At 67.0% G+C, this 5,378-nt stretch carries 6 protein-coding genes, 3 tRNA genes and 1 pseudogene; 8 read left to right on the plus strand and 2 right to left on the minus strand.

What is annotated here, in order from left to right; translation table 11 throughout:
- Positions 1–345: pseudogene (locus tag ACRDPS_RS08110) on the plus strand (lysine 2,3-aminomutase); the annotation flags it as partial.
- Here the strand turns inward: ACRDPS_RS08110 and ACRDPS_RS08115 are convergent.
- Positions 346–807, minus strand: coding sequence for an Lrp/AsnC family transcriptional regulator (locus ACRDPS_RS08115; RefSeq protein ID WP_431501121.1), 462 nt, complete (start codon positions 805–807; stop codon positions 346–348).
- Positions 808–939: 132 nt separating this feature from the next.
- Here ACRDPS_RS08115 and ACRDPS_RS08120 point away from each other — a divergent pair, with 132 nt between their 5' ends.
- The 4 genes from ACRDPS_RS08120 (at position 940) to ACRDPS_RS08135 (ending at position 4,077) form a co-directional block, all read left to right on the plus strand.
- Positions 940–1,854, plus strand: coding sequence for a 5'-3' exonuclease (locus tag ACRDPS_RS08120; protein WP_431501126.1), 915 nt, complete (start codon positions 940–942; stop codon positions 1,852–1,854).
- A 130-nt stretch (positions 1,855–1,984) separates the two neighbouring features.
- Entirely contained in the window at positions 1,985–2,422 is a 438-nt protein-coding gene (locus ACRDPS_RS08125) for an SsgA family sporulation/cell division regulator (RefSeq protein ID WP_431501122.1), read from the plus strand.
- Between the two features lie 159 nt (positions 2,423–2,581).
- Positions 2,582–3,979 carry an OFA family MFS transporter gene (locus tag ACRDPS_RS08130; RefSeq protein ID WP_431501123.1) on the plus strand — a complete coding sequence of 466 codons (1,398 nt, stop codon included), beginning with the start codon at positions 2,582–2,584 and terminating at the stop codon, positions 3,977–3,979.
- A complete protein-coding gene (locus tag ACRDPS_RS08135) occupies positions 3,976–4,077 on the plus strand; it encodes an MFS transporter small subunit (RefSeq protein ID WP_431501124.1) in 102 nt (33 codons plus the stop codon). The genes ACRDPS_RS08130 and ACRDPS_RS08135 overlap by 4 nt, the downstream gene beginning before the upstream one ends.
- A 24-nt stretch (positions 4,078–4,101) precedes the next feature.
- Here the strand turns inward: ACRDPS_RS08135 and ACRDPS_RS08140 are convergent, their stop codons facing one another.
- On the minus strand, positions 4,102–4,923 hold the full coding sequence (locus tag ACRDPS_RS08140; RefSeq protein WP_431501125.1) for an aminotransferase class IV: 822 nt from the start codon (positions 4,921–4,923) through the stop codon (positions 4,102–4,104).
- Positions 4,924–5,089: 166 nt separating this feature from the next.
- On the opposite strand from ACRDPS_RS08140, the gene ACRDPS_RS08145 reads away from it, so the two are divergent.
- From ACRDPS_RS08145 to ACRDPS_RS08155, 3 genes are all read left to right on the plus strand, one after another.
- A tRNA-Gly gene (locus ACRDPS_RS08145) sits at positions 5,090–5,162 on the plus strand.
- A 35-nt stretch (positions 5,163–5,197) separates the two neighbouring features.
- A tRNA-Cys gene (locus ACRDPS_RS08150) sits at positions 5,198–5,268 on the plus strand.
- 35 nt (positions 5,269–5,303) lie between these two features.
- A tRNA-Val gene (locus ACRDPS_RS08155) sits at positions 5,304–5,378 on the plus strand.

Raw genomic sequence — 5,378 nt, forward strand, 5'->3', positions numbered from 1 at the left:
GCGCAGATCATGCCCTACTACTTCTACATGTGCGACATGATCCCGTTCAGCGAGCACTGGCGGGTCTCGGTCGCCGACGCGCAGCGGATGCAGCACGACATCATGGGCTACCTGCCCGGGTTCGCGACCCCTCGGATCGTGTGCGACGTACCTTTCGTCGGCAAGCGCTGGGTGCACCAGATCGCCGACTACGACACCGAGCGCGGCATCTCCTACTGGACCAAGAACTACCGCACCTCGATCGAGGCGAGCGACCCCGAGGCACTCACCAGGACGTACGAGTACTACGACCCGATCCACACGCTGCCGGAGTCAGGGCAGCAGTGGTGGCGCGACCACGCTTGATCACGAGTGGCGCAGCGTGGGCCGGTTCTCGTAGTAGGTGTACATCGCGATCGTGGTGCGGGTGGAGACGTTGGCGACCGAGCGGATCCGGCCGAGCAGCTCCTCGAGCGCCTCGGGCGTGGCGACCCGCACCTTGAGCATGTAGGACTCCGCGCCCGCGATCGACCAGCAGGACTCGACCTCGTGAATATCGGCCACCCGCTCGGGGGTGTCGTCGGGCTGGGACGGGTCTATCGGCTGCACCGCGATGAAGGCCGTCAGCGGCACGCCGATCGCGGCGTAGTTGACAGTGGCGCCGTAGCCGGTGATGAGATCGCGCTGCTCCAGCCGCTTGACGCGCTGGTGGACCGCCGACGTCGACAGGCCGGTCGCCTTGCCGAGGTCGGTGTAGGACATCCGCCCGTCCTCCGCCAGAAGCTGAAGGATTTTACGGTCTGTAGCCTCGATCTCGGGTGCGGTCACGGCAACAGCGTACCCATAACAGCAATATCTCCGTCATGACGTCCAGAATCGGGCGCAAAGCCGGAAGATATCCGGGGGTGAGCCTTGCCAACCGGTGCAGCGGATAATGTGCACAGCGTGGCTGAACCTCGAATGCTCCTGCTGGACACCGCTTCGCTCTACTTCCGCGCCTTCTTCGGCGTGCCCGAGATAAAGGCCGACGACGGTACGCCGGTCAACGCCGTCCGCGGCCTGCTGGAGTTCATCACCAGGCTGGTGAACGACTACTCCCCCACCGACCTGGTGTGCTGCTGGGACAACGACTGGCGCCCGCAGTGGCGGGTCGACCTGATCCCCTCCTACAAGTCTCATCGTGTGGTCGAGGAGGTCGAGACGGCTCCTGACGTCGAGGAGGTGCCCGATCCCCTGCAGGTGCAGGTGCCGATCATCCGTGAGGTGCTGGCCGCGGCCGGGATCTGTGTCATCGGTGCCGACGGCTACGAGGCGGACGATGTGATCGGCACGCTCGCGACGAACGCGGGGATGCCGGTCGACGTCGTCACCGGCGACCGTGACCTCTTCCAGCTGGTCGATGACGCCGCCGGCGTACGCATCCTCTACCCCACGCGGGGCGTGGGCGATCCCGACCTGGTCGATGAGAAGTGGGTGCTCGCCAAATATGGTGTGCGTGCCGACCAGTACGCCGACTTCGCCACGATGCGCGGCGACAGCTCCGACGGCCTCCCCGGTGTGAAGGGGGTCGGCGAGAAGACCGCGGCCAAGCTCCTCGAGCAGTTCGGGGACCTGGAGGGCATCATCGCCGCCGTCGCCGATCCCGCCACCGCGATCACCAAGGTGCAGCGGCAGAAGTTCATCGACGCGGCCGGCTATCTGGCCGTCGCCCCGGAGGTCGTCGCGGTCGCACGGAACATCCCGCTGGACCGTGATGGCACAACGCTGCCCAGCACGCCGGCAGACGCCGGTCGCCTGCACGAGCTCGCCGCGACGTACAACCTCTCCTCTCCGGTCGCCCGCCTGGAGGCCGCTCTGGGTGGGCGGCTGTCGTAGCCGCTGAGCCTCGTCGTTCCGACTGTGATCGGGGTCTCGTCGATTCGGTCGAGATTCTTTGCTGAAACCGCATCAGGCTTTCCTTCCGGCTCCGTCTCCTTGGCAAGACCTCGAACAAGGGAGCGGACCAATGAGCGACATCAAGCACCCGGCAGTCCAGCAAGACATCAAGATCTCCTGCCTCGACCCGTGGGGCCGCACGGTGGACGTGCCGACGACCCTGGGCTACCGCGAGAACGACCCGTACGCCGTCAGCCTGACCTTCCACTCCGGTTCCGGTGACGTCGAGTGGGTGGTGTCTCGCACCCTGATGCTCCAGGGCCTGGCCGCCCCCGCCGGCGAGGGCGACGTGAAGATCTACCCGAGCATCGACGAGGACGCGAAGGCGGTCGCCGTCTTCGACTTCAGCTCCCCCGACGGCCGCCTGATCGCCACGGCCGACTCCCGCGAGGTGCAGATGTTCCTCGGCAAGTCCTTCTCCGCCGTCGCGGTCGGCACCGAGAGCCAGCACCTGGACCTCGACGCCCTGGTCGCAGACCTGCTGGGCTCCTCCTCCGACGCCGAGTAGGGATTCCGCCGCCCTCCTGCTCCTTCGTCAGAACCCTCTTGTACCCCGGATCCCCGGGGTACAAGAGGGTTCGTGATTTCGCTGGCCGGAAGGAAACTCTCGCCGTCGATGCTTCGGGTGTGGTAGTGATGTGCGTCACCCCACCTCTCGGAGGTTCCTGTGCTCCCCGCATTCCTCTCGCGCGAGCGAACCGTGGCCGGCCCCGGCTTCAGCCGCTGGCTCATCCCACCGGCGGCGCTCGCCGTCCACCTCTGCATCGGCCAGGTGTACGCCACCAGCGTCTACAAGACCGCCCTGGTCGAACACTTCGACACGAGCCAGACCGCGATCGGCGTGATCTTCTCGATCGCGATCGTGATGCTCGGGCTCTCCGCCGCGGTCATGGGCACCTGGGTCGACCGCAACGGACCCCGCGCGGCGATGACCGCGGCCGCGATCTTCTGGGCATCCGGATTCTTCGTCGGCGCCATCGGCATCGGCACCGGCCAGCTGTGGCTGGTCTACCTCGGCTACGGCTTCATCGGCGGCATCGGCCTCGGGATCGGCTACATCTCGCCGGTCTCCACCCTGATCAAGTGGTTCCCGGACCGGCCGGGGCTCGCCACCGGCATGGCGATCATGGGCTTCGGCGGCGGCGCGATGATCGCCAGCCCCCTGAGCGGGCGATTGCTGTCCCTCTACGACCCCGACTACACCGGCGACGCCACCACCGTCCCCGACGGCCACGCCGTGATGCTGCTCTTCCTCACCCTCGGGGTGATCTACCTCGTCTTCATGTCCTTCGGCGCCGCCACCGTCCGGGTGCCACCGGAGGGCTGGACACCCGCGGGCTGGGACCCGGCCAGCGTGAAGCAGAAGAAGCTCGTCACCACGGCGAGCGTCTCGGCCGACAGCTCGATCAGGACCCGGTCGTTCTGGCTGGTGTGGATCGTGCTCTTCTGCAACGTGACCGCCGGCATCGGGATCCTCGAGCAGGCGGCTCCGATGATCCAGGACTTCTTCCGCTCCGACGGGGTGTCGTCGGTCAGTGCTGTCGCCGCCGGTGGCTTCGTCGGGCTGCTCTCGATCGCCAACATGGGTGGCCGCTTCATCTGGTCCTCCACCTCCGACATCATCGGCCGCAAGCCGATCTACATGATGTACCTCGGTGTCGGGCTCGTCCTCTACCTACTGCTCGCGACCGTCGGGCACGTCTCGATGGTGCTGTTCGTGCTGCTCGCGGTCGTGATCCTGTCCTTCTACGGTGGCGGTTTCGCGACAGTCCCGGCCTATCTGCGCGACCTGTTCGGCACCTTCCAGGTCGGCGCCATCCACGGCCGCCTGCTGACCGCATGGTCGGCCGCCGGGATCGCCGGGCCGCTCATCATCAACGCCTTCCTCGACGCCCAGGGTGAGCCCGGCACCCTCACCGCGGCCGCCTACCGGCCCGCGCTGCTGACGATGGTCGGACTGCTGGCGGTCGGCTTCGTCGCGAACCTTCTCGTCCACCGGGTGCACGAGCGCTATCACGAGCCCACGCCCTCGGATCCCTCCGAGACCGAGAGGAGCGCGGCATGAACCCCAAGATCGCAGGTGCCTGGGCCCTGGTCGGGATCCCGCTGGCCTACGGCGTGATCGAGACGCTGCGCCGGGCGGCGCAGCTCTTCACCGGCTGAAGCTCGTTCAGAGGCTCGAACAGCTCAGAGGCCGAGCAGGCTCGGCTCGTTCGTACGCCACGCCTCCCGCGCCGCCTGGGTGACCGGGCCGTGCGGGAGCGTGCGCATGCCCCACTGCGTCACGGCCTGCACGTCGCGCAGGCTGGAGGTGAGGAAGACCTCCGTCGCGTACTCCTCGACGTCGGCCAACGGCTCGTCGGTCTCCACGGCTCCGAACCACTCCAACACCAGGGCGCGGGTGATCCCGGCCAGCGGGCCGCTGCTGAGGGTCGGGGTCTTGAGCACACCGTCGAGCACGTAGAACACGTTGCTCCCGGTGCCCTCGCACAGATCGCCCACGGTGTTGGCGAAGATCGCCTCGGTGGCCCCGTGCTCGCGCGCCTCGGCGAGGGCGATGACGTTCTCGGCGTACGACGTCGTCTTCAGCCCGGTCGTCGCACCGCGCTCGTTGCGGCGCCACGGCACGCTGACGATCTTCGTCTCGATCGGGTTGGGCACCGCGTCCTCGAGTCCAACGACGATCGTCGGTGCCACCTCCGCACGACCAGACCCGAACGGAGCAGGTCCGCCCGTCACGGTGACCCGAAGGCGTCCGTACGCCGTCGGCGCAGCACCGAGCACGGCCTCGATCCCCTTGGTGACGAGCGCACGGTCGAGCGTGGGCAGACCTAGACCGGCAGCCGACCGCTCGAGCCGGTCGAGGTGGCGAGCGAGCGCGAACGGCTGGTCATCGATCACCTTGAGCGTCTCGAAGACGCCGTCGCCGACCACCAGACCATGGTCGCGGATGGAGACGGCCGGGGCCGCTGGGTCGTCGAGAAGCTGGCCATCGATCCACGCGCGCATACGGCAACTCTAAGACGTCCCTGGTCAGGGGCAGGAATGCCCGACGGGGTGACCGCGAAGGTTGCCGGCGAATGACACGCAGGTGACCCCCGATTTGTCCGGCGTCCGGGCCTCCGATAATGTTCTCTTCGTCGCCAAGGGCACGGGAAACCGGTCCGAAGCACAAGCGGACGTAGCTCAGTTGGTAGAGCGCAACCTTGCCAAGGTTGAGGTCGCGAGTTCGAGCCTCGTCGTCCGCTCGGAGTAGGTCTCCACCGGAGGCATTGCCTCCAACGGTGGGTTGGCCGAGAGGCGAGGCAACGGACTGCAAATCCGTGTACACGGGTTCAAATCCCGTACCCACCTCGAAGCACCACCCTGATGTAAACTGAACAAACCCCGGACGATTGGCGCAGCGGTAGCGCGCTTCCTTGACACGGAAGAGGTCACTGGTTCAAACCCAGTATCGTCCACCA

The organism is Nocardioides sp. (genome assembly GCF_050699375.1).
Lineage (GTDB): Bacteria > Actinomycetota > Actinomycetes > Propionibacteriales > Nocardioidaceae > Nocardioides.

Coding starts and splice junctions, on each gene's coding strand:
- ACRDPS_RS08125 (WP_431501122.1), top strand. CDS start 1,985: ATGAGCGACATCAAGCACCCGGCAGTCCAGCAAGACATCAAGATCTCC.
- ACRDPS_RS08140 (WP_431501125.1), bottom strand. CDS start 4,923: ATGCGCGCGTGGATCGATGGCCAGCTTCTCGACGACCCAGCGGCCCCG.
- ACRDPS_RS08135 (WP_431501124.1), top strand. CDS start 3,976: ATGAACCCCAAGATCGCAGGTGCCTGGGCCCTGGTCGGGATCCCGCTG.
- ACRDPS_RS08120 (WP_431501126.1), top strand. CDS start 940: ATGCTCCTGCTGGACACCGCTTCGCTCTACTTCCGCGCCTTCTTCGGC.